Source organism: Pseudomonas sp. IT-P294, assembly GCF_949767865.1.
Taxonomy (GTDB): Bacteria; Pseudomonadota; Gammaproteobacteria; order Pseudomonadales; family Pseudomonadaceae; genus Aquipseudomonas.
This window is the reverse complement of the sequence record NZ_CATKQW010000033.1, coordinates 298,551-321,226: the sequence shown is the minus strand read 5'-3', so window position 1 is coordinate 321,226 and position 22,676 is coordinate 298,551. Positions and strand designations below refer to the sequence as shown.

Annotated in this window: 16 protein-coding genes; 9 read left to right on the top strand and 7 right to left on the bottom strand. The window is 60.1% G+C overall.

Annotated features, from left to right (window positions below):
- The 4 genes from acnD to ACM6I0_RS20535 all read right to left on the bottom strand — a co-directional run bounded on the left by acnD (window position 1) and on the right by ACM6I0_RS20535 (window position 5,592).
- Window positions 1-2,598: a Fe/S-dependent 2-methylisocitrate dehydratase AcnD gene (gene acnD, locus ACM6I0_RS20550; RefSeq protein ID WP_285432172.1), complete on the bottom strand. Its 2,598-nt coding sequence runs from the start codon at window positions 2,596-2,598 to the stop codon at window positions 1-3.
- Between the two features lie 204 nt (window positions 2,599-2,802).
- Window positions 2,803-3,930, bottom strand: coding sequence for a 2-methylcitrate synthase (gene prpC / locus ACM6I0_RS20545; RefSeq protein WP_259150832.1), 1,128 nt, complete (start codon window positions 3,928-3,930; stop codon window positions 2,803-2,805).
- 55 nt (window positions 3,931-3,985) lie between these two features.
- The gene (gene prpB, locus ACM6I0_RS20540) at window positions 3,986-4,876 is read right to left on the bottom strand and encodes a methylisocitrate lyase (protein ID WP_008146328.1); all 891 of its coding nucleotides are present in this window, start codon (window positions 4,874-4,876) and stop codon (window positions 3,986-3,988) included.
- On the bottom strand, window positions 4,873-5,592 hold the full coding sequence (locus ACM6I0_RS20535; RefSeq protein WP_197678949.1) for a GntR family transcriptional regulator: 720 nt from the start codon (window positions 5,590-5,592) through the stop codon (window positions 4,873-4,875). The genes prpB and ACM6I0_RS20535 overlap by 4 nt, the downstream gene beginning before the upstream one ends.
- Window positions 5,593-5,893: 301 nt before the next feature.
- Here ACM6I0_RS20535 and ACM6I0_RS20530 point away from each other — a divergent pair, with 301 nt between their 5' ends.
- The 4 genes from ACM6I0_RS20530 (at window position 5,894) to pabB (ending at window position 10,485) form a co-directional block, all read left to right on the top strand.
- Window positions 5,894-6,430, top strand: a complete 537-nt coding sequence (locus ACM6I0_RS20530; protein ID WP_046047911.1) for an ATP-dependent zinc protease — start codon at window positions 5,894-5,896, stop codon at window positions 6,428-6,430.
- 5 nt (window positions 6,431-6,435) lie between these two features.
- A complete protein-coding gene (locus ACM6I0_RS20525; RefSeq protein ID WP_285432176.1) occupies window positions 6,436-7,971 on the top strand; it encodes an inactive transglutaminase family protein in 1,536 nt (511 codons plus the stop codon).
- Window positions 7,971-8,957: an alpha-L-glutamate ligase-like protein gene (locus ACM6I0_RS20520; RefSeq protein WP_222585397.1), complete on the top strand. Its 987-nt coding sequence runs from the start codon at window positions 7,971-7,973 to the stop codon at window positions 8,955-8,957. The genes ACM6I0_RS20525 and ACM6I0_RS20520 overlap by 1 nt, the downstream gene beginning before the upstream one ends.
- Before the next feature lie 190 nt (window positions 8,958-9,147).
- Window positions 9,148-10,485: an aminodeoxychorismate synthase component I gene (gene pabB, locus ACM6I0_RS20515; RefSeq protein ID WP_285432177.1), complete on the top strand. Its 1,338-nt coding sequence runs from the start codon at window positions 9,148-9,150 to the stop codon at window positions 10,483-10,485.
- Between the two features lie 53 nt (window positions 10,486-10,538).
- Here the strand turns inward: pabB and thrH are convergent, their stop codons facing one another.
- Window positions 10,539-11,156 carry a bifunctional phosphoserine phosphatase/homoserine phosphotransferase ThrH gene (gene thrH, locus ACM6I0_RS20510; protein ID WP_222585395.1) on the bottom strand — a complete coding sequence of 206 codons (618 nt, stop codon included), beginning with the start codon at window positions 11,154-11,156 and terminating at the stop codon, window positions 10,539-10,541.
- Between the two features lie 173 nt (window positions 11,157-11,329).
- Here thrH and ACM6I0_RS20505 point away from each other — a divergent pair, with 173 nt between their 5' ends.
- The 3 genes from ACM6I0_RS20505 (at window position 11,330) to ACM6I0_RS20495 (ending at window position 14,971) form a co-directional block, all read left to right on the top strand.
- Window positions 11,330-12,070: a phosphoadenylyl-sulfate reductase gene (locus ACM6I0_RS20505; protein ID WP_008042297.1), complete on the top strand. Its 741-nt coding sequence runs from the start codon at window positions 11,330-11,332 to the stop codon at window positions 12,068-12,070.
- A 573-nt stretch (window positions 12,071-12,643) separates the two neighbouring features.
- Entirely contained in the window at window positions 12,644-14,185 is a 1,542-nt protein-coding gene (locus ACM6I0_RS20500) for an NCS1 family nucleobase:cation symporter-1 (RefSeq protein ID WP_285432178.1), read from the top strand.
- Between the two features lie 57 nt (window positions 14,186-14,242).
- Window positions 14,243-14,971, top strand: a complete 729-nt coding sequence (locus ACM6I0_RS20495; RefSeq protein ID WP_222585393.1) for an aspartate/glutamate racemase family protein — start codon at window positions 14,243-14,245, stop codon at window positions 14,969-14,971.
- 43 nt (window positions 14,972-15,014) lie between these two features.
- On the opposite strand, the gene ACM6I0_RS20490 is transcribed toward ACM6I0_RS20495, so the two are convergent.
- A complete protein-coding gene (locus tag ACM6I0_RS20490) occupies window positions 15,015-15,938 on the bottom strand; it encodes a LysR family transcriptional regulator (protein ID WP_414923120.1) in 924 nt (307 codons plus the stop codon).
- Between the two features lie 126 nt (window positions 15,939-16,064).
- Between ACM6I0_RS20490 and ACM6I0_RS20485 the strand changes: the two genes are divergently transcribed.
- Window positions 16,065-16,811 (top strand): 3-oxoacyl-ACP reductase family protein, encoded by a 747-nt coding sequence (locus tag ACM6I0_RS20485; RefSeq protein ID WP_285432180.1) that lies wholly within the window; start codon window positions 16,065-16,067, stop codon window positions 16,809-16,811.
- A 61-nt stretch (window positions 16,812-16,872) separates the two neighbouring features.
- Here the strand turns inward: ACM6I0_RS20485 and ACM6I0_RS20480 are convergent, their stop codons facing one another.
- Window positions 16,873-17,568, bottom strand: coding sequence for an HAD-IA family hydrolase (locus ACM6I0_RS20480; RefSeq protein ID WP_414923119.1), 696 nt, complete (start codon window positions 17,566-17,568; stop codon window positions 16,873-16,875).
- 252 nt (window positions 17,569-17,820) lie between these two features.
- Between ACM6I0_RS20480 and ACM6I0_RS20475 the strand changes: the two genes are divergently transcribed.
- A complete protein-coding gene (locus ACM6I0_RS20475; RefSeq protein ID WP_414923118.1) occupies window positions 17,821-22,674 on the top strand; it encodes an RHS repeat-associated core domain-containing protein in 4,854 nt (1,617 codons plus the stop codon).
- Window positions 22,675-22,676 lie beyond the last annotated feature (2 nt).

Genomic DNA, 22,676 nt, shown 5'->3' with positions numbered 1-22,676 from the left:
TTAGACGGCGACCGCCGATTCTTCGAGGAAGTCCTGGGCAAAGCGTTGCAACACGCCGCCGGCTTCATAGATCGACACTTCTTCGGCGGTGTCGAGGCGGCAGGTCACCGGCACTTCGACGCGTTCACCGTTGAGGCGGTTGATCACCAGCGTCAGCTGCGCACGCGGGGTACGGTCGCCGATCACGTCGTAGGTTTCGCTACCGTCGATGCCCAATGTGTGACGATCAGTGCCCGGCAGGAACTCCAGCGGCAACACGCCCATGCCCACCAGGTTGGTGCGGTGAATGCGCTCGAAACCTTCCGCGGCAATCGCCTCCACACCGGCCAGACGTACGCCCTTGGCCGCCCAGTCGCGGGACGAACCCTGACCGTAGTCGGCGCCGGCAATGATGATCAGCGGCTGCTTGCGTTCCATGTAGGTTTCGATGGCTTCCCACATGCGCATCACTTGGCCTTCTGGCTCGACGCGGGCCAGCGAACCCTGTTTGACCTTGCCGTTTTCCTTGACCATTTCGTTGAACAGTTTCGGGTTGGCAAAGGTGGCGCGCTGCGCCGTCAAATGGTCTCCGCGGTGAGTCGCGTAAGAGTTGAAGTCCTCTTCCGGCAGGCCCATTTTCGCCAGGTATTCACCGGCGGCGCTGTCGAGCATGATCGCGTTCGACGGCGACAGGTGATCGGTGGTGATGTTGTCCGGCAGCACCGCGAGCGGGCGCATGCCCTTGAGCGGACGCGCCCCGGCCAGCGCACCTTCCCAGTACGGCGGACGGCGGATGTAGGTGCTCATCTCGCGCCACTCGTACAGCGGCGTCACTTTCGGGCCGGTGTCTTCGTGGATGGCGAACATCGGAATGTAGACCTGGCGGAATTGCTCCGGCTTGACCGAGGCTTTTACCACTGCGTCGATTTCTTCGTCGCTTGGCCAGATGTCTTTCAGACGGATTTCCTTGCCGTCGGCATCCAGCCCCAGCACATCTTTTTCGATGTCGAAGCGGATGGTCCCGGCGATGGCGTAAGCAACCACCAATGGCGGCGACGCCAGGAATGCATTCTTCGCGTATGGGTGAATCCGTCCGTCGAAGTTACGGTTACCGGACAACACAGCCGTGGCGTACAGGTCGCGGTCGATGATTTCTTGCTGGATCACCGGATCCAGCGCACCGGACATGCCGTTGCAAGTGGTGCAAGCGAAAGCCACGACGCCGAAGCCCAGTTGCTCCAGTTCAGTGGTCAAGCCGGCTTCGTCCAGGTACAGCGCGACGGTTTTCGAGCCCGGTGCCAAGGACGATTTGACCCACGGCTTGCGGGTCAGACCGAGCTTGTTGGCATTGCGCGCCAACAGGCCCGCGGCGATCACGTTGCGCGGGTTACTGGTGTTGGTGCAACTGGTGATGGCGGCGATGATCACCGCGCCGTCCGGCATCTGGCCCGGCACGTCATCCCACTGGCCGGAAATGCCTTTGGCAGCCAGATCCGATACCGCAACGCGGGCGTGCGGGTTGCTCGGGCCGGCCATGTTGCGCACTACCGAGGACAGGTTGAAGGTCAAGCCGCGCTCGTATTGCGCACCTTTCAGGCTGTCAGCCCACAGGCCGGTGGTCTTGGCGTAATTCTCGACCAGTTGCACCTGCTCGTCTTCACGGCCGGTGAGCTTGAGGTAGTCGATGGTCTGCTGGTCGATGTAGAACATCGCCGCCGTGGCGCCGTATTCCGGGGCCATGTTGGAAATGGTCGCGCGGTCGCCGAGGGTCAGCGCGGAAGCGCCTTCGCCGAAGAACTCCAGCCAAGCACCAACGACTTTCTGCTGCCGCAGGAACTCGGTCAGCGCCAGCACCATGTCGGTGGCGGTGATGCCCGGTTGCAGCTTGCCGGTCAGTTCGACGCCGACGCTTTCCGGCAGACGCATCCACGAGGCGCGGCCAAGCATCACGCTTTCCGCTTCCAGACCACCGACACCGATGGCAATCACGCCCAGCGCATCGACGTGCGGGGTGTGGCTGTCGGTGCCGACGCAGGTGTCGGGGAACGCCACGCCGTCACGCACCTGGATCACTGGAGACATTTTCTCCAGGTTGATCTGGTGCATGATCCCGTTGCCTGGCGGAATCACGTCAACGTTCTTGAACGCCTTCTTGGTCCAGTTGATGAAGTGGAAACGGTCTTCGTTGCGACGGTCTTCGATGGCGCGGTTCTTCTCGAACGCCTCTGGATCGAAGCCACCGCGCTCGACGGCCAGGGAGTGGTCGACGATCAGTTGCGTCGGTACCACCGGGTTCACTTGCGCCGGATCGCCACCTTGCAGGGCAATGGCGTCACGTAGGCCGGCGAGGTCGACCAGCGCGGTCTGGCCGAGAATGTCGTGGCAGACCACGCGCGCCGGGAACCACGGGAAGTCGAGGTCGCGTTTGCGCTCGATGAATTGCTTCAGGGAATCGGTGAGCGTGGCCGGGTCGCAGCGACGCACCAGGTTTTCCGCCAGCACGCGGGAGGTGTACGGCAGAGTGTCGTAGGCGCCGGGCTGGATGGCTTCGACAGCCGCACGGACGTCGAAGTAATCCAGATGGCTGCCGGGCAGCGGTTTACGGAATTCAGTGTTCATCGTCAGGACTCGGTCACGGTGATTACAAAAGGGGCATGCCTGGCACGGACCTAAAGTGAACACAATCCACTGTGGGAGCGAGCTTGCTCGCGATGACTGAGTCATATCCGACATCAATGTCGACTGACCCACCGCTATCGCGAGCAAGCTCGCTCCCACAGGGATCTGCGTTTATTCAGATCCCGGTGCCGGCACCCTCCCCGGTCAGCGTTGTTCGATTGGCACGAACTTGCGCTGTTCGACGCCGACGTACTCGGCGCTCGGGCGGATGATGCGGTTGTTGGCACGTTGTTCGAACACATGCGCCGCCCAGCCGGTCAGGCGCGAGCAGACGAAAATCGGCGTGAACAACTTGGTCGGAATGCCCATGAAGTGGTATGTCGACGCATGGTAGAAGTCAGCGTTCGGGAACAGTTTCTTCTGCTCCCACATGGTCTTGTCGATGGCTTCGGAGACGGGGAACAACACGGTGTCGCCCACTTCTTCAGCAAGTTTTTTCGACCAGCCCTTGATCACCTCGTTGCGCGGATCGTTGTCCTTATAGATCGCGTGGCCGAAGCCCATGATCTTGTCTTTGCGCTCGAGCATGCCGAGGGTGCCTTTGATCGCCTCTTCCGGCGACTTGAAGCGCTCGATCATTTCCATCGCCGCTTCGTTGGCGCCGCCGTGCAGCGGACCGCGCAGCGAGCCAATGGCTGCCGTGATGCAGGAGAACATGTCTGACAGGGTCGAAGCACACACCCGCGCGGTGAAGGTCGAGGCGTTGAATTCGTGTTCCGCGTAGAGGATCAGCGAAACGTTCATCACCTTCACGTGCAACTCGCTCGGCTTCTTGTCGTGCAGCAAGTGCAGGAAGTGGCCGCCGATGGATTGTTCGTCGCTCACGCAGCTGATGCGCTTGCCGTCGTGGCTGAAGCGATACCAGTAGCACATGATCGCCGGGAACGCGGCCAGCAGGCGGTCGGTCACGTCGTGCTGCTCGGAGAAGTCTTTCTCCGGCTCGATGTTGCCCAGGAACGAGCAACCGGTGCGCATCACGTCCATCGGGTGGGCGTCGGCAGGGATGCGTTCCAGCACTTCCTTGAGCGCTTGCGGCAGGTCGCGCAGCTTGCCCAGTTTGTTGATATAGGCGGTGAGTTGCGCTTTAGTCGGCAGTTCGCCGTACAGCAGCAGGTAGGCCACTTCTTCGAATTGCGCGTCAGCCGCCAGTTCGCGAACGTCGTAACCGCGATAGGTCAGGCCTGCGCCCGACTGGCCCACGGTGGACAGGGCGGTTTGCCCGGCAACCTGGCCACGGAGCCCGGCGCCACTGAGTACTTTTGCTTCGGCCATTGCTGTCTCCAGTTTTTGAATTTGTTAGGGAATCGGCAAGTTGTTGAGGGGTGCCTTACTTCTTCGCCGCAAACAACGCATCGAGCTTCTGCTCGAAGGTGTGATAGTCGATGCGATCGTAAAGCTCCATGCGAGTCTGCATGGTGTCGATGACGTTCTGTTGCGTGCCGTCGCGGCGGATCGCGGTGTAGACGTTTTCCGCGGCTTTGTTCATCGCACGGAAGGCCGACAGCGGGTACAGCACCAGCGACACGTCGGCAGCGGCGAGTTGCTCGGTGGTGTACAGCGGCGTCGCGCCGAATTCGGTGATGTTGGCCAGGATCGGCGCTTTCACGCGGCTGGCGAACAGCTTGTACATGTCCAGCTCGGTGATGGCTTCCGGGAAGATCATGTCGGCACCGGCCTCGATGCACGCGGCGGCGCGATCCAGGGCGGACTCCAGGCCTTCGACCGCCAGGGCGTCGGTGCGGGCCATGATCACGAAGCTGTCATCGGTACGCGCATCGACGGCCGCCTTGATGCGGTCGACCATTTCCTGCAGGGACACGATTTCTTTATTGGGACGGTGACCGCAGCGCTTGGCGCCCACCTGGTCTTCGATGTGAATCGCCGCCGCGCCGAACTTGATCATCGATTTAACGGTGCGCGCGACGTTGAACGCCGAGGAACCGAAGCCGGTGTCCACATCCACCAGCAGTGGCAGGTCGCAGACGTCGGTGATGCGACGCACGTCGGTCAGCACGTCATCCAGGCCGGTGATGCCCAGGTCCGGCACGCCGAGGGAGCCGGCAGCCACCCCGCCACCCGACAGGTAAATCGCCTTGAAACCGGCGCGCTTGGCCAGCAGTGCGTGGTTGGCGTTGATCGCGCCGACCACTTGCAGCGGATGTTCGCTGGCGACCGCATCGCGGAAACGCTGGCCTGGAGTGCTCTTGTTGGAACTCATGACTCACCTCGTTCTGTGGCTGTCTGGTGCGCGCCGTCCTGGTAATGACGGGCGATATTGCGTTTGGAGGCGCCGATGTGACGGCGCATCAACAACTCGGCCAGCTCACCGTCACGGTCGGCGATGGCGTCGAGAATTCGATGGTGCTCGGCAAAGGCCTGATGCGGGCGATTGGGCGTGGTGGAAAACTGGATGCGGTACATGCGCACCAGTTGATAAAGCTCGCCGCAGAGCATTTGCGTCAGGGTGCGGTTGCCGCTGCCCTGAATGATCCGGTAATGGAAGTCGAAGTCGCCCTCCTGCTGGTAATAGCCTCGCCCCGCCTGAAACGCCTCATCGCGCTCGTGGGTTTCGAGGACCCGGCGCAGCTCGTCGATTTCTTCGAGGGTCATGCGCTCGGCCGCAAGGCGACAGGCCATGCCTTCGAGGGATTCGCGAATTTCGTAGAGTTCCAGCAGCTCGGCATGGCTCAGTGAAACCACCCGCGCCCCGACGTGCGGCACCCGCACCAGCAGGCGCTGGCCTTCGAGACGGTGGATCGCCTCGCGCAGCGGCCCACGGCTGATGCCGTAAGTGCGCGCCAGTTCCGGCTCGGAGATCTTGCTGCCCGGGGCGATCTCGCCTTTGACGATGGCCGCCTGAATGCGGCGGAAGACGTTTTCGGAAAGCGTCTCCGAATCGTCTTGGGCAATGACCGGGGGATCGAGTTGATCCAGCATATTGTCGACACCTTGAAAGCTAGTGACGCAAAAACTAGCTAAAACAGGCGCCACAGTCAAAGGATAAATAGATATTGTCGACAATCGTCTAATAACCGACTGCACCATAACGAAGCAGCACCACTGTTTATAGCCGTCCGCAAGCGCTGGCGCCATAAAACGGCCGTGCTAGAATGCCGGCCGCATTTGTCTGTGACATCTGCACTGCTTGTCATAAATAGCTGATAGGCATACGAGGGAGCTTGCGCAGCGATGCCAGGGCCTTGATCGATACACGGACCGCTGCGCACCAGGATTTATGAGACTCAAGCCCTTCCCGACATTCCTTTATCTTCTTTGCCTGCCCGGTTTCGCCGCGGCGGGGGAAAAGACCGTGTACGGTCTCAATGAGTACGCATCTCTCGATGGCATCGACCTGGAAGTCGCCGCCAAACTCGACACCGGGGCGAAAACCGCTTCCCTGAGTGCCCGCGACATCAAACGTTTCAAGCGTAACGGCGAGTCCTGGGTGCGTTTCTACCTGGCCATCGACGCCGCCCATTCGCACCCGATCGAACGGCCATTGGCCCGGGTCAGCAAAATCAAGCGGCGGGCCGGTGACTACGACCCGGAAGAAGGCAAGAAGTACACGGCCCGTCCGGTGATCGAGCTGGATATCTGCATGGGTTCGGCTTTGCGCAGCATCGAAGTGAACTTGACCGACAGAAGCGCCTTCCAATACCCGCTCCTGATCGGCTCCGAAGCACTCAAGCGCTTCGATGCGCTGGTCGACCCCAGTCTTAAATACGCTGCTGGCAAACCCGCCTGCGCCACCGACGCTCATACGGCAGAGTAATTCCAATGCGCTCTCTTACCCTCCATCTGAAATTGCTGATCGCCATCCTGGTGGTCCTGGGCATTTCAGTTACGGCCTATCAGATCTTCGTGCTCGGCATTCCCGTGACCGAAGACGCCACGGACGACTTGTGGAACATCGACGCCAAGGTCGAGTTCGTCGCCAGTGCCAAAGACCCGGTCAAGATCCAGATGTTCGTGCCACCGCTGAGCCGTGATTACGTCAGCCTGAATGAGAGCTTCATTTCCAATAACTATGGCGTTGCCGTAAACCGTGTCGATGGCAACCGCAAGGTCACCTGGTCGGCACGTCGGGCCAAAGGCAACCAGACCCTGTATTACCGGCTGGTGTTGACCAAGCGCTACACCGGCGAAAAATCCAAAGTCAAAGGCCCTACCTTCCGCGACAGCATTGCCGTCGAAGGCGCGGAAAAAGTCGCCGCCGAAGCCCTGCTCGCACCGATCCGCCAACACTCGGCTGACGTCGAAACCTTCGTTGGCGAAGCGATCAAGCGTGTCAACAATCTCAGCGACGACAACGTCAAGCTGCTGCTGGGCGGTGATACGTCCACCCCCAACAAAGCCAAAATCGTCGAGTTGGTACTGTCCATCGCCCACGTGCCGGTGGAAAAGGTCCACACCATCCGCCTGGTGGCCGATCAGCCGCAAGTGCCTGAACTCTGGTTGCGCAGCTTCAACGGCACCGACTGGCTGTACTTCAACCCGGAAACCGGCGAACAAGGTCTGCCGACCGACCGCCTGCTGTGGTGGACCGGCGACGAAAACCTGATCACCGTCGATGGCGGCAAAAAAGCCAACGTGACGTTCAGCCTGAACAACAGCGAAATGAACGCGATTCGCCTGGCCAAGCTGACCGATGAAAACACCGACGCCAACTTCCTCGAATACTCGTTGTACGGGCTGCCGCTGCAAACCCAGCAGACCTTCATGATCATGGTGATGATCCCGATCGGCGTGCTGGTGATCCTGATCCTGCGCAACCTGATCGGCCTGCAGACCCTTGGCACGTTCACCCCGGTGCTGATCGCCCTCGCCTTCCGCGAAACCCAACTCGGCTTCGGCATCGTGCTGTTTACGATCATCACGGCGCTGGGCCTGTCGCTACGCTCCTACCTTGAACACCTGAAGTTGCAAATGCTGCCCCGGCTCTCGGTGGTGCTGACGTTCGTGGTGGTGCTGATCGCTGCGATCAGCCTGTTCAGCCACAAACTTGGGCTGGAACGCGGGCTGTCGGTGGCGCTGTTCCCGATGGTGATTCTGACCATGACCATCGAACGCCTGTCGATCACCTGGGAAGAGCGCGGCTCCGGGCACGCCATGAAAGTGGCCATCGGCACGCTGTTCGCCGCGTCCCTGGCTCACTTGATCATGAGCGTGCCGGAGCTGATCTACTTCGTGTTCACCTTCCCGGCCGTGCTGCTGATCCTGGTGGGCTTCATGCTGGCAATGGGTCGCTATCGCGGTTACCGCCTGACCGAACTGGTGCGCTTCAAGGCTTTCCTGAAGAAGGTTGACGCCTGATGTTCGGCTTCTGGAAGACCTGGAAGGCCCTGGAAGCCCAGGGCATCATGGGCATCAATCGGCGCAACGCGGACTACGTGCTCAAGTACAACAAGCGCAGCCTGTACCCGATCGTCGATGACAAGATCATCACCAAGGAACGCGCAATCGCCGCCGGCATTCATGTGCCAGAGCTGTACGGCATCATCTCCACCGAAAAGGAGATCGATAACCTCGACGAGATCATCGGCGGGCGCAACGACTTCGTGATCAAGCCGGCCCAGGGCGCTGGCGGTGACGGCATCATTGTGATTGCCGACCGCTTCGAGGGCCGTTATCGCACAGTGTCCGGCAAAATCCTCAGCCATGAGGAGCTCGAACACCATGTCTCCAGCATCCTCACTGGTTTGTATTCCCTGGGCGGTCACCGCGACCGTGCGCTGATCGAATACCGGGTGATCCCGGACCAGATCTTCAAAAGCATCAGCTACGAAGGCGTGCCGGACATCCGCATCATCGTGTTGATGGGCTACCCGGTGATGGCGATGCTGCGCCTGCCAACGCGCCAGTCCGGCGGCAAGGCCAACCTGCACCAGGGTGCAATCGGCGTTGGCGTCGACCTCGCGACCGGACAGACATTACGCGGCACCTGGCTGAACAACATCATCACCAAACACCCGGACACCACCAACGCAGTGGACGGCGTGCAATTGCCCTACTGGGACGGTTTCATGAAACTCGCCGCCGGCTGCTATGAGCTGTGCGGACTGGGTTACATCGGCGTCGACATGGTGCTCGATCAAGAAAAAGGCCCGCTGATCCTGGAGCTCAATGCCCGGCCTGGCTTGAACATTCAGATTGCCAATGATTGCGGCCTGACATTGCGCACCCATGCGGTGGAAGCGCGGCTCGAAGAACTGAAGGCCCGCGGGATGACCGAGACAGTGCGCGAACGAGTCGAGTTTGTGCAGGAGATGTTTGGGCATATTCCGGCGGTTGAGGGTTGATCCCCTCACACTGATCGTTCCCACGCTCTGCGTGGTAACGCCGCCACGGACGCTCTGCGTCCGCCTGTGACGCGGAGCGTCACGGGTTCCATTCCCACGCAGAGCGTGGGAACGATCAATCCCCTCTAGGAGCAATTCCTGCAGAGGACTACAATCGCCACCCCGCCTCGATGGCTGATCTGCCCCGCCCATGTTGACTTGCTCCGTACATCCGCTGCCTTATCGCGCCAACCCCGCCGAGTACTTCGCGGCGATTCGTCATGCTCCCGGCGCCGTGCTGCTCGACAGCGGCCGGCCCACTGCTGATCGCGGGCGTTATGACCTGCTCAGCGCCTGGCCGCTGGAGCAACTGGCAGTGCTGCCCTCAGAGCAAGGCAGCGCGTTCCTGCAACGACTTCGCGAAAAGCTGACACAACTGGGTGAAGCGGACGTCCCGTTTGACCTGCCCTTCGCGGGCGGCCTGATCGGTTACTTGAGCTACGATTTCGGCCGGCATCTGGAGCATTTGCCGAGTCAGGCGCAGGACGACCTGCATTTGCCTGACGCGCGGTTCGGCCTGTACGACTGGGCGCTGATCAGCGATCACCAGTTGAGCACCAGTCAGTTGGTGTTCCACCCCTCGCTGATCGACAGCGAACGTCAGCGCCTGATCGCGTTGTTCAGCCAGCCTGCGGTTGCAGTGGTCGAGCCCTTCAAGTTGAAAGCCCCGATGCAGCCCGACCTGAGTGCGGACGAGTATCGCCGCGCGCTGGAGCGTATTCAGCACTACATCCAGGCGGGCGACTGCTATCAGGTCAACTTCGCGCAGCGTTTTCGGGCTCAGTGCCATGGTGATCCATGGACCGCCTATGTCGCGCTGCGGGCGGCGTGCCCGACACCGTTTTCCGGTTTCCAGAGCCTGCCCGATGGTGGAGCGGTGTTGAGTCTGTCGCCGGAGCGTTTCGTTAAAGTCAGCGAACGCCACGTCGAAACCCGCCCGATCAAAGGCACCCGCCCTCGCGGACTGACCGCCGCCGAAGACGCGGAGAACGCCGCCGAACTGTTGGCCAGTCCCAAGGATCGCGCGGAAAACCTGATGATCGTCGACCTGCTGCGCAACGATCTGGGGCGCACCTGCCGCATCGGCTCGGTGCGGGTGCCGGAGTTGTTCAGCCTGGAAAGCTATCCGAATGTGCATCACCTGGTGAGCAGCGTGACCGGTGAACTGGCGGAGGGCCGCGACGCGCTGGACCTGATTGCCGGCAGTTTCCCGGGCGGCTCGATTACCGGCGCGCCGAAGATTCGCGCCATGCAGATTATTGATGAGCTGGAACCGACCCGGCGCGGGTTGTACTGCGGTTCGTTGTTGTATCTGGACGTGCGTGGCGAAATGGACAGCTCCATCGCGATTCGCAGTTTGTTGGTCAAGGATGGTCAGGTGTGCTGCTGGGGCGGCGGCGGGATTGTCGCGGATTCGCAGTGGCAGGCCGAGTATCAGGAATCGATTACCAAGGTGAAGGTGTTGCTCGATACCCTGCAAAACCTTTGATCTGATCGTTCCCACCAGAGCGTGGGAACGATCAGCGGCGTCTTCTAAGACGACTACAAGGTCAGGGCGCGGTTGGAAGCCTTGATGAACTCCTGCTTCAAATCCGCAAAGGTGTGCACCGCCGGGAACTGCGGGAACTCGCGAATCACGTTGTCCGGTGCATGAAACAGAATCCCCGCATCCGCCTCACCGAGCATCGTGGTGTCGTTGTACGAATCCCCCGCTGCAATCACGCGGTAGTAGAGGCTCTTGAACGACAGGACTGACTGGCGCTTGGGATCTTTCTGACGCAGTTGATAGCTTGTCACCCGTCCCGAATCATCGGTAATCAGGCGATGGCACAGTAACGTCGGGAACCCCAGTTGACGCATCAGCGGCTGGGAGAACTCGTAGAACGTGTCCGACAGAATCACCACCTGAAACCGCTCACGCAGCCAGTTGACGAACTCGATGGCGCCGTCCAGCGGCTTGAGCGTGGCGATCACTTCCTGAATGTCGGTGAGTTTCAAGCCGTGCTCATCGAGAATCCGCAGACGCTGCTTCATCAACACGTCATAGTCGGGAATGTCCCGGGTGGTGGCCCTGAGGGATTCGATTCCGGTTTTTTCGGCAAAGGCGATCCAGATTTCCGGGACCAGCACACCTTCAAGATCCAGACAGGCAATTTCCACAAGACACTCCCATTTGTATTGATTATTGAGTCGAGCGAGCAAAAGGACTGCCGAACTCTAGCGACTCAGACAAACCTGTGCAACGCAGAGGGCGCGCCAGTAGCTGCAGGATTTTGTTACCATCGGGTCCATATAGAGCGCCCAGCGCCACCGACCTGTAGGAAGCCGCCCTGATGAGCCCATCGTTCGATGTTGTGGAACTCGCCACGACCTATGCCAACAAATCCGCCCAGGACATCCTGAAACTCGCGTTTGCCGAGTTTGGCGATGACCTGTGGATATCTTTCAGCGGCGCCGAGGACGTGGTGCTGGTGGACATGGCCTGGAAGCTGAACAAAAACGTCAAAGTGTTCAGCCTCGACACTGGCCGCTTGCACCCCGAGACCTACCGCTTCATCGATCAGGTGCGCGAGCACTACAAGATCGACATCGAACTGGTGTCCCCGGACTACACGAAACTGGAACCGTTCGTGAAGGAAAAGGGCCTGTTCAGCTTCTACAAGGACGGCCATGGCGAATGCTGCGGCATCCGCAAAATCGAACCGCTGCGCCGCAAGCTGTCAGGCGTGACCGCCTGGGCCACCGGCCAACGCCGCGACCAGAGCCCGGGCACCCGCAGCGCGGTCGCCGTGCTGGAAATCGACACCGCTTTCTCCACCCCGGAACGTACCCTGTACAAATTCAACCCGCTGGCGCAAATGACCAGCGAAGAGATCTGGGGTTACATCCGCATGCTTGAACTGCCGTACAACAGCCTGCATGAACGCGGTTTCATCAGCATCGGCTGCGAGCCCTGCACCCGCCCGGTCCTGCCGAACCAGCACGAACGTGAAGGCCGCTGGTGGTGGGAAGAAGCGACGCAGAAAGAATGCGGGTTGCATGCAGGGAACATCATCAGCAAATCCAAGGCCTGATCCCGAGCCTTGTTGAGATCCCCTGTGGGAGCGAGCTTGCTCGCGATTGCGGACTGACATTCAACATTCTTGTCGACTGATACACCGCTATCGCGGGCAAGCCCGCTCCCACAGGATCAGTGTGATCCTTTCGAAAATGTGTACACACGAATGTCACCATAGGTGCCATTTGTGTGTGCACTTTTTGTTTCTGCGCCCCAAAAAGTTACAGCACCCTTTCCTGACTTCCCCAGTAGCGTTTTCCTACCCACTTCGCAGAAAAATAAATAGCTGTTCAATCGGTCAATTTATATCGTCTTTTTTTCAATCACTTATCCACCATCGATAACAATTCGAAATGAGCGCCGCGATTGATAGATTCAGAGCTGGCATGGATCTGGCTTAAGTGCATACATGTTTTGTATACAATAGTATAAAAACATACACACACTTTAGATCCGCAAGCCTGAAGCGCCCTATCCCGTACAGGCTGCAGATGCCCCGTAACCAATGATGCTTGCCGCCTGCGACGAAGATTTGTCGAGCCCACGCTCATGCACAGTCATCGCGACGCCAAGCTCGGAGCCTGCCGGAATGCGTACTAGCCTCTCCAATAACAACATCGCGCTGGATCTGCCCTCCTTCCAACCCACTTCAATCGCCGACGATCACACGCTGCATGTCCCCGTGGTGCTCAGCCCACGCCTGCACAACAAAGACCTGGCGCCGACCAAAGCCGAAGGTCGACGCTGGGGCCGCTACAGCATCTTTGCCCTGTGGACCAATGATGTGCACAACATCGCCAACTACTCCTTCGCCATCGGCCTGTATGCGCTGGGCCTGGGTGGCTGGCAAATTCTGCTGTCGCTAGGGATTGGCGCGGCGTTGGTGTATTGCTTCATGAACCTCTCGGGCTACATGGGCCAAAAGACCGGCGTGCCGTTTCCGGTGATCAGCCGGATCAGTTTCGGCATTCATGGCGCGCAAATTCCTGCATTGATCCGCGCCGTTATCGCCATCGCCTGGTTCGGCATTCAGACGTACCTGGCGTCGGTGGTCTTTCGGGTGCTGCTGACGGCGGTGCACCCCGGCTTCGCCGAGTACGACCACGACTCAATACTTGGTCTATCGACCCTTGGCTGGGTGTGTTTCGTGGCCATCTGGCTGGTGCAACTGGGCATCCTTGCCTATGGCATGGAAATGGTCCGGCGTTACGAAGCGTTCGCCGGACCGGTGATTCTGCTGACCGTCGCCGCCCTCGCCGGGTGGATGTACACCCAGGCCAACGCCACCATCGCCTGGTCGATCCGCGAACCGCTGACCGGTGGCGAGATGTGGCGCAACATCTTTGCCGGTGGCGCGTTGTGGCTGGCGATCTACGGCACGCTGATCCTCAATTTCTGCGACTTTGCCCGTTCTTCGCCGTGCCGCAAAACCATCAAGGTCGGAAATTTCTGGGGCCTGCCGGTCAATATCCTGGTGTTCGCGGCCATCACCGTCCTGCTCTGCGGTGCGCAATTTCAGATCAACGGCCGGATCATCGAAAGCCCGACCGAGATCATCGCCTCGATCCCCAACACCTTTTTCCTGGTGCTCGGTTGCCTGGCGTTCCTGATCGTCACCGTGGCGGTGAATATCATGGCCAACTTCGTCGCCCCGGCTTTTGTGCTGAGCAACCTGGCCCCGAAATACCTGACCTTCCGCCGCGCCGGGTTGATCAGCGCGACCATCGCCGTGCTGATCCTGCCGTGGAACCTCTACAACAGCCCGTTGGTGATCGTGTATTTCCTGTCCGGCCTCGGCGCCCTGCTCGGGCCGTTGTACGGCGTGATCATGGTCGATTACTGGCTTGTACGAAAAGGCCAGGTCAACGTGCCGCAGTTGTACAGCGAAGATCCCAATGGCGCCTATTACTACAGCCGCGGGGTCAATTTACGCGCGGTGGCGGCGTTTATTCCTGCAGCATTGATCGCCATCGTCCTGGCTTTGATGCCTGGTTTCCACGACGTGTCGCCATTTTCGTGGCTGATTGGCGCCGCGATTGCAGGGATGCTCTACCTGATCATTGCCAAACGGCAGCCGCATTACGCCGACGTCAGCGGTGAAAGCATCGCAGTCGATAACGTCAGTCATTAATCCCATGACGGCCCGGCGATGCCGGGCTGCAGAACCTTTGCGCTATAAGGATTTTCCATGCGAATTCTCGTGGTCAACGTCAACACCACCGAATCCATCACCCAGGCCATCGCCCGCTCGGCTCAAGCGGTGGCGGCACCGGGGACGGAAATCATCGGCCTGACGCCCTACTTCGGTGCCGACTCCATCGAAGGCAATTTTGAAAGCTACCTGGCCGCCATTGCGGTGATGGACCGAGTGATGGCCTACGACCAGCCATTCGACGCGGTGATTCAGGCCGGGTACGGCGAACACGGTCGCGAAGGTTTACAGGAACTGCTCAACGTTCCGGTGGTGGACATCACCGACGCCGCCGCCAGCACCGCGATGTTCCTGGGCCATGCTTATTCGGTGGTCACCACCCTGGACCGTACCGTGCCGCTGATCGAGGATCGGCTGAAACTGTCCGGGCTGTGGGACCGTTGCGCGTCGGTACGGGCCAGTGGTTTGGCGGTGCTGGAGCTGGAGTCAGACCCGCAGCGGGCGCTGGAGGCGATTGTGCGTCAGGCGGAACTGGCCGTGCTTGAGGACAAGGCCGAGGTGATTTGCCTGGGTTGTGGCGGGATGGCCGGGCTGGACGAGCAGATCCGCCAGCGCACCGGGGTTCCCGTGGTGGATGGCGTGACAGCGGCGGTGACGATTGCCGAGTCGTTGGTGCGCCTTGGATTGTCGACATCGAAAGTGCGGACGTATGCGACACCGCGACCGAAAAATATCATTGGCTGGCCGGGGCGGTTCGGGCGATGAGTTCACACTGAACCGAGTCGCCGCCATCGGTCTCAAGCCTGACTCATAGCGCACTAAACCGCTGCACCAACCCCTGTTGCGCAAACTGCTCAATGATGAAATCCACAAACGCCCGGGTCTTACCCGGCAGCAGTTTGTGTTCCGCGTAATAGATGGAAATGTTGCCATCGTCGACATACCAGTCCGGCAACACCCGCTGCAACGTCCCGGCCTCCAGATAAACGGACGCAAATGGCATGCTCACCAATGCAATGCCCAACCCCTGGGCCGCCGTCGCACAAGCAGCCTCCGAATCACTCATGGTCATCAGCGCCTTGAGCGTCAGCGGGCTGTTTTGCCGGGTACGACTGGTCAACTGCCAGGAACGCACTCGCCCGGTCTGCGGCGAGCGAATCAGGATGCCATCGTGATCCGTGAGATCTTCGGGCTCTAGGATCGCCTTCCGCCCCTCCAGATAATCAGTCGACGCCACCAACACCCGATGCGCCGGTGTCAGCTTGCGTGCGACCACGCCTTGCGGCAGTTCAAAACCACCGCCAATCGCCGCATCGAACCCTTGCGCAATCAGATCTACCTGACGGTTATCGAAATGCCAGTCCGGGCTAATTGCCGGAAACCGTCGTAGAAATTCGCCCAGCAACGGCACCACATACAAACGCCCGAACACCGTGCCCATGCTGACCTTCAGCGTTCCCGCCGGCCGCCCTTCAGCGCTCGCCAGATTGGCTACGGCATTCTGAATCGTGAGCAGGCTGGAACTGACTTCGCCAAGAAACAGCTGTCCGGCCTCGGTCAGCGTCAAACTGCGCGTGCTGCGCTGGAACAGGCGCACGCCGAGGCGAGCCTCAAGCTTTGCAACACTTTTGCCCACCGCCGCCGGGGTAAGGCTCAAGCGGCGCGCAGCTTCGGCAAAGCTGCCGACTTCGGCGCTACGCACGAAGCATTCGATACTGCTGAAGGTTTCCATAAGCATCACTATAAACTTTTGGTTTACACAGACTATCGCAATAACCGTCTACTCAGCAGGTAATCCTGAATCGATACTAGGCTCCATCAACCGAGACAATCTCGCCTCGGGACTCTGGAGATCGATATGACTACTCATAACCTCAGCGGCAAAGTGGCTTTGATTCAAGGCGGGTCCCGCGGCATCGGCGCCGCCATCGTCAAACGCCTGGCCGCTGAAGGCGCGACCGTTGCCTTCACTTACGTCAGCTCCACCGCCAAAGCCGAAGAATTGCAAAACAGCCTCATTGCCAATGGCGGTAAAGCCTTGGCCATCAAGGCCGACAGCGCCGACGCCGAGGCCATTCGCAATGCCGTCAGCGCCACCGTCAAAGCCTTCGGTCGCCTCGATATCCTGGTCAACAACGCTGGCGTACTGGCCGTTGCACCGCTGGAAGACTTCAAACTCGAAGATTTCGACCAGACCCTGGCCATCAACGTGCGCAGCGTGTTCGTCGCCACCCAGGCCGCCGCAAAACACATGACTGAAGGCGGTCGCATCATCAACATCGGCAGCACCAACGCCGACCGCATGCCCTTCGCCGGTGGCGGCCCGTACGCCATGAGCAAGTCGGCACTGGTCGGTCTGACCAAAGGCCTGGCGCGCGACCTCGGCCCGCGCGGGATCACCATCAACAACGTCCAACCGGGCCCGGTCGACACCGACATGAACCCGGCCAGCGGCGACTTCGCCGAGAGCCTGATCCCGTTGATGGCAGTGGGTCGCTATGGCAAAGCTGAAGAAATCGCCAGTTTCGTCGCCTACCTGGTGGGCCCGGAAGCCGGCTACATCACCGGCGCCAGCCTGACCATTGACGGTGGTTTTGGCGCCTGATGCTTTAAACCGCGCAAAAAAAAACGCCGGCAAATCTGCCGGCGTTTTTGTGTCTGCTGCTTTATGCCCACTCAAGCGCCGGCAAACCGCATGCGCTCGGTATGAACGCCTTCAGCGTACGAAGAATGCCATCGGCGTGTGCGTACTTTTCGTCGGCCATCGCTGCGTCCGGAATCGCAATCGCGGTCATCCCCGCCGCTTTCGCCGCCGTGACACCGAAGGGCGAATCTTCAAACACCAGGCAATCTGCAGGCGCAACGCCCAGGCGCCGTGCCGCCGTCAGGAAGATGTCAGGCGCTGGTTTGGCCGCGCCCACTTCCGGGTCGTCAGCCGTCACGACGAAATCGAACAGCGCGAACCAATCGCGGTGCAACGTGGTTTTCTGACCAAACGACTGACGCGAAGAACTGGTGCCGACCGCAATGGGAATGTTGTGGGCCTTCAAGTGCCGGACCAGCTCCTCGGCACCGGGCATCGCCAACGCGGTTGGAAAAAGCTCACGCATCAACGGCTCGCGGATCACCAGAAACTCTTCGGCAGTAATCGGCAGGTCCAGGGCTTCGACCACATAACGCGCCAAATCACCCGCGCCACGACCGATGATGTTCTGTTTGACGCTCCAGTCGAAGACCCGGCCGTACCGCGCGGCAATCTGCGCGGTCACTTGGGTATAAATGCCCTCGGTGTCCAGCAACAAGCCATCCATGTCGAAAATCACGGCCTTGATCGGGCCGAATTCGTTGAGCGTTGCATTCATCGCATCGGATCCGTTTTCAAATGACATCCCAGAGGCGGCGCAGGTACGGCCGGGTCCGTGATCGATTAAAGGATTCAGCAGCATAACGAGCGCCGCTGGCATTGGGCAACGGGCAATGCCCGACAGAGACAAAAAGCGCTCGTCGTCATTTAGCGATTTCCCCTACATAAAACGCCTCCTTTCCCGACTTCTTTAGCCGCTGATCCCAAGCAAAGTCTCGCGCTCAATTTTGATCTGCGCGAGGGACTGCGAATGTTCGTACCGGACAAGGTACTGGCCTTGAATAACGCCATCGGCCTTCTGGTGGTCGCCGCGATGGACCCCAGGAAGCCGGACGTCGAAGCGCTGCTCGCTGATTTTCGGCTCTGCCTCAATGACTACGATGCCTGGGCCGAAAGCTTCTGGACCGGCAAGGCACTGGATATCGAGCAGGTGTTCAAGGTCGGTAACGAAGTCCGCCTGGTTGCGCCAAAAACCGCCACTGCTCCCGTCAGCTCCACCGTCGCCGCGTGCCCGGCGGCAGGTCCCCTGACCCTGGTGCACATGTTCGACGCGGCGCGTTTCGTGCCGATCGGCAATACGCCGGTGATGCTCGAACCATTGACCTCCGACGGCACGTTTGGCGAGCCGGTCCATCACGAGATCGGCCCGAGCGGCGTCCTCGAAATCCCCGAGTGCGACCGCAGCCTGCGCTATCGAATCACGTTCTTTCCGAACGTTTCCGTAGCACATGTCAAAGCGCTCTATGCCTCCTATCAAGGCGTCATCGACGATCTGGAAGGCTGGTTGCGTAACGAGTGGACCAGCGAATTTGAATCCCCGTGGGCTGAATTCGCCGATGCCGGATTCATCAAACGCTACGGTCAGCTGCAACAGGCCGATTGGCGCGGTTTCGAGAATTCGCTGAACGGCTTGTGGGATGACGTGAAGCAGATCTACGCGCTGATCACGGACCTGCAAGCCAACAGCCAAAAGCTCCTTGAGTACCTGACCGAGACCGAACTTGAAACACTGCTGAACGCTTCGGCTGAATCGATTGCCAACCTGCTGCTGGTGTTGAGTGACGAGCCTTTGATGTTCATTCATCTCGCCGCCATCACCAGTTGGTTGCGGATGTTACCGCCGCAGTTCGTCGCCGAAGTCGTGGCAGAAATTCGTACCGGAATACTGATTGGATTGCTGCTGGCGCGCTTCAGCGGTGGCACAGGACTGACGCTCGGCATCAGCGCCAGGGTGCTGGACAAGGTCAAATCGGAGCGTACGCGAAACTGGCTGGCCGCCGCGAGCCTGCGGCTGGCCGAGCTCGGCACCCGATCCGATCTGACGGCCCACGCCGGCATCCTCAAACCCCTCGCGGTCCACGCCCGAAAAGCATCGGTGAACCCAGCGCCTGCGGTGCCGTTGCAGATCAGCCCGGGCGCCCCGTCGGTGCTGCAGGTGAAAAACCCGGTCGCCATTGCTCGCGACAAGTCCACTGCCATGACCCGTTTGGTCCGGCAGGAACACCGGGATGACGCCCCGGATCAGGCGAAAAACCCCAACGGCGACAGTGCCGATTGCGGACCGCTGACCTGCACCAACGGCTGTCCGGTGTCGATGGTCACCGGCGAAGAGTTGCTGACCCTTAATGACGGTTCGCTCGATGGTTTGCTGCCATTTGCATTTACCCGCCTCTACCGCACCAGCGCCGTGGAAATTGATTGCGGGCTGGGCTGGGGCTGGAGTCATTCGCTGTCGCATCGGCTGGAACTGGACGCAGAACACGTCGTCTGGATCGACCATGAAAATCGTCGCACGACGTTTCCGCTGCCAAGCGCCGAGCGTCCGGCCATTCACAACAGCCTGTCGCGCGCGGCGATTTATCTGGGGGATCAGCCTGAAGAATGGGTGCTCGCGCTGGCTGGCGAAGCCGTGCGGTTTTACCACTTTCAAAGCGGTTGCCTGACCGGGATCAGTGACGCCTACAACAACCGCCTGCGCATCACCCGCGACGGTCAGGCGCGCATTCAGCGGATCGATAACGGTGCTGGCCGCTCACTGCTGTTGCGTTACGAGCGCCGGCACATCGTCGCGGTCGAGTATCAGTCATTCAGTTCCGCCGACGCACCTGAAAACGCCTGGCGTACCGAGCAAACACTGGCCACCTATCGCTACGACGCCCGTCAGCGACTGATCGAAGCCACCAACGCCGCCGGCGAAAGCGAACGCTACGACTACGACGACCACCACGTGATTCTGCAGCGGCAACTGGCCGGTGGGGCGAGTTTCTTCTGGGAGTGGGAACGGTCCGGCAAGGCGGCGCGCTGTGTACGTCACTGGGCCTCGTTTGCACAGATGGATACGCGTTATGTCTGGGATGACGACGGCGCGGTGTTGGTTAAAAACGTCGATGGCAGCGAAGAGGTTTACGTCCACGACGACCGAGCGCGCCTGGTGCGTCGGGTCGACCTGGACGGCGCCGAACACCTCAAGGCCTACGACGACCAGGGCCGGTTGATTGCCGAGCAGGGTCCGCTGGGCGCGGTGACCGAATACCGCTACGACGAAGTCGGACGGCTGGTGGCGCTGATTCCACCGGAAGACCAACCAACGTCCTACGAGTACCGCAACGGATTCCTGCACGCCCGTTATCGCGGTGAAGCGGTGTGGAAATATCAGCGCAACGCTCAGGGCGATGTCACCGAAGCGACCGATCCCGGCGGCCAGATCACCCATTACCACTACGACGACAAGGGTCAGTTGCTGTCGATCCGTCACCCGGACACCAGTCGGCATGTGTTCGTCTGGAATGGCTTGGGGCAATTGGTCGAAGAGACGCTGCCGGACGGTGGCGTACGGCGCTTTTCCTACGATGCGCTGGGGCGGCAACTTACCCGTCAGGACGAACACGGCGCTGTTACGAAATACCAATGGGATGCTGTTGGCCGACTGATCCAGACGATGCTTCCTACCGGCGCCAGCCGTGCCTTCAGCTACAACGCCTACGGCAAGATCACCGCCGAACGGGACGAGCTGGGTCGCATCACGCGCTACGAATACCTCGACGATCTGCACCTGGTCAGCCGCCGGATTAACCCTGACGGTACGCAACTGCGTTATCGCTACGACAACGCACAGCTGTTGCTCACGGAAATCGAAAACGAATCCGGCGAACACTATCGGCTGGACTACACGCCCGGCGGCTTGATCCGACAGGAAACTGGATTCGATGGTCGGCGCACGGCGTACGCCTACGACCTCAACGGCCATCTGCTGGAGAAAACCGAGTTCGGCGATGACGGCTCGCAGCTTTTTACAAGTTATCAACGGGATTGCGCTGGACGCCTGCTGGTCAAAAATCTGCCCGATGGCGTCAACGTCGCGTATCGCTATGACAGCCTCGGCCGATTGGTCAGCGTCGACGACGGCCACGACCATCCGCTGGAGTTCGAGTACGACCGACAGGACCGCCTGATCACCGAACATCAGGGCTGGGGCACGCTGCGCTATGCCTACGACGCCTGCGGCCAGCTCAATCATCTGCGCCTGCCCGACGGCAGCAAACTCGATTACCACCATGCCAAGGGCGGCGCACTGACCGCCATCGACCTCAACGGCGCGCGGCTCACCAGCCACCAGTTCGTCTTCGGCCGCGAACGGCAACGCCAGCAAGGCCTACTGCTCAGCGACTATGCCTACGACGATCAGGGCCGTCTGAAGGCTCACGCTGTCAGCCAGCAACACCAGGCGATGTATCGCCGCGACTATGCCTACAGCGCCAACGGCAATCTCGACAGCATCGCCGACACCCGTCACGGCCAGCGCAACTACCAATACGACCCGCTCAGCCGCCTGATCCGCGTCCGTCACTTGCGCGAGCAGCCGCCGGAAAGCTTCGCTCACGACCCCGCCGGCAACCTGCTGATGCAGGACCGTCCCGGTATCGCGAAGGTTGTCGGTAACCGTCTGCTCATGCAAGGCGACCGCCATTACGACTACGACGCCTTCGGCAACCTGATCCGCGAGCGCCGCGGCACCGCGCAAAAACTCGTCACCGACTACCGCTACGACTGCCAACACCGTCTGATCGGCGTCACCACCCCGGACGGTCGCAGCTCCAGCTACCGCTACGACGCCTTCGGCCGCCGCATCGCCAAAACCGTCGACGGGAAAACCACCGAGTTCTTCTGGCAAGGCGACCACCTCGTCGCCGAAAGCAGCCGCGAACACTACCGCAGCTACGTCTACGAACCCGGCACCTTCCGCCCACTGGCCATGCTCGACGGCAAAGGCCCGCGCCAGGCGTGCCCTTTCTACTACCAACTCGATCACCTCGGCACGCCACAAGAACTGACCGACTACAGCGGCGACATCATCTGGGCCGCGCAATACACCGCGTATGGCCGCCTGACCCGACTCAACCGCGACACCCATCAGGTGCTGGACCAGCCGTTGCGGTTTCAGGGGCAGTACTTCGATGCCGAGACGGGCCTGCATTACAACCGACATCGGTATTACAACCCGGATGTCGGGCGGTATCTGACGCCGGATCCGAGCGGATTGGCGGGTGGGTTAAACGGGTATCAGTACACAAGGAACCCGACGGGGTGGGTTGATCCGTTGGGGTTGAATGAGTGTCCTGGGGGGGATGGGTGTCGCAAGCCTTCGTTTGGGGATGAGGATCCGGCGGGGAAGGTGAAGGTTGATGAGGGGGATGCTCAACTCCCATCATATCCAGAGGAATCATATTTATATCGTGGAGACTCCCGTCACCCAGATTTGATATTTGACCAAGGATTTAAAACAAAGGGAGATAGCAATGACTTGCTGCTCCATTCCCTAGACAGTAGCAAGCCTCCGAGCAATTTTGTAAGCACTTCCCCTGTTAGAGAGGTTGGAATCGATTTCGCCACACAATTCAACATGCGAAGCGGTTTTTTGTACACCATACGGATGATCCCTGGACGAGATCTGACTTCGGAACTTGGGAAAAAATACAAGTTTGGTGGCGAGCGAGAGCTAGCTATTCAAGGTGGTGTTAAAAGTGAAGACATTCTTGGCGTAACCCCTATCAGTGCTAATGGTCGCCCATCTGGTCACACCACCTTAAACCCGAACAGGAAATAGAA

Coding starts and splice junctions, on each gene's coding strand:
- acnD (WP_285432172.1), bottom strand. CDS start 2,598: ATGAACACTGAATTCCGTAAACCGCTGCCCGGCAGCCATCTGGATTAC.
- prpC (WP_259150832.1), bottom strand. CDS start 3,930: ATGGCCGAAGCAAAAGTACTCAGTGGCGCCGGGCTCCGTGGCCAGGTT.
- prpB (WP_008146328.1), bottom strand. CDS start 4,876: ATGAGTTCCAACAAGAGCACTCCAGGCCAGCGTTTCCGCGATGCGGTC.
- ACM6I0_RS20530 (WP_046047911.1), top strand. CDS start 5,894: ATGAGACTCAAGCCCTTCCCGACATTCCTTTATCTTCTTTGCCTGCCC.
- ACM6I0_RS20525 (WP_285432176.1), top strand. CDS start 6,436: ATGCGCTCTCTTACCCTCCATCTGAAATTGCTGATCGCCATCCTGGTG.
- ACM6I0_RS20520 (WP_222585397.1), top strand. CDS start 7,971: ATGTTCGGCTTCTGGAAGACCTGGAAGGCCCTGGAAGCCCAGGGCATC.
- pabB (WP_285432177.1), top strand. CDS start 9,148: ATGTTGACTTGCTCCGTACATCCGCTGCCTTATCGCGCCAACCCCGCC.
- ACM6I0_RS20505 (WP_008042297.1), top strand. CDS start 11,330: ATGAGCCCATCGTTCGATGTTGTGGAACTCGCCACGACCTATGCCAAC.
- ACM6I0_RS20500 (WP_285432178.1), top strand. CDS start 12,644: ATGCGTACTAGCCTCTCCAATAACAACATCGCGCTGGATCTGCCCTCC.
- ACM6I0_RS20495 (WP_222585393.1), top strand. CDS start 14,243: ATGCGAATTCTCGTGGTCAACGTCAACACCACCGAATCCATCACCCAG.
- ACM6I0_RS20490 (WP_414923120.1), bottom strand. CDS start 15,938: ATGGAAACCTTCAGCAGTATCGAATGCTTCGTGCGTAGCGCCGAAGTC.
- ACM6I0_RS20485 (WP_285432180.1), top strand. CDS start 16,065: ATGACTACTCATAACCTCAGCGGCAAAGTGGCTTTGATTCAAGGCGGG.
- ACM6I0_RS20480 (WP_414923119.1), bottom strand. CDS start 17,568: ATGAATGCAACGCTCAACGAATTCGGCCCGATCAAGGCCGTGATTTTC.
- ACM6I0_RS20475 (WP_414923118.1), top strand. CDS start 17,821: ATGTTCGTACCGGACAAGGTACTGGCCTTGAATAACGCCATCGGCCTT.